General features: G+C 42.9%; 1 pseudogene. It reads left to right on the plus strand.

Going from position 1 to position 352, the window contains the following annotated elements:
- Window positions 1-279: pseudogene (locus RTW80_RS27950) on the plus strand (ISAs1 family transposase); the annotation flags it as partial.
- Between the last annotated feature and the right edge of the window lie 73 nt (window positions 280-352).

Below are 352 nucleotides of genomic sequence, written 5' to 3' on the forward strand. Positions count from 1 at the left end.
GACTGCCATTCTTCAGATGATAAAGACGTCATTGCAATTGATGGAAAAACGCTCCGGCACTCTTATGACAAGAGTCGTCGCAGGGGAGCGATTCATGTCATTAGTGCGTTCTCAACAATGCATAGTCTGGTCCTCGGACAGATCAAGACGGATGAGAAATCCAATGAGATTACAGCCATTCCTGAACTTCTTAACATGATGGATATTAAAGGAAAAATCATCACAACTGATGCGATGGGCTGCCAGAAAGATATTGCAGAAAAGATACAAAAACAGGGGTGATGCTGCCAACTTACTGATTTAGTGTATGATGGTGTTTTTGAGGTGCTCCAGTGGCTTCTGTTTCTATCAG

Source organism: Escherichia sp. AM3 (assembly GCF_032029835.1).
GTDB lineage: Bacteria > Pseudomonadota > Gammaproteobacteria > Enterobacterales > Enterobacteriaceae > Escherichia > Escherichia coli.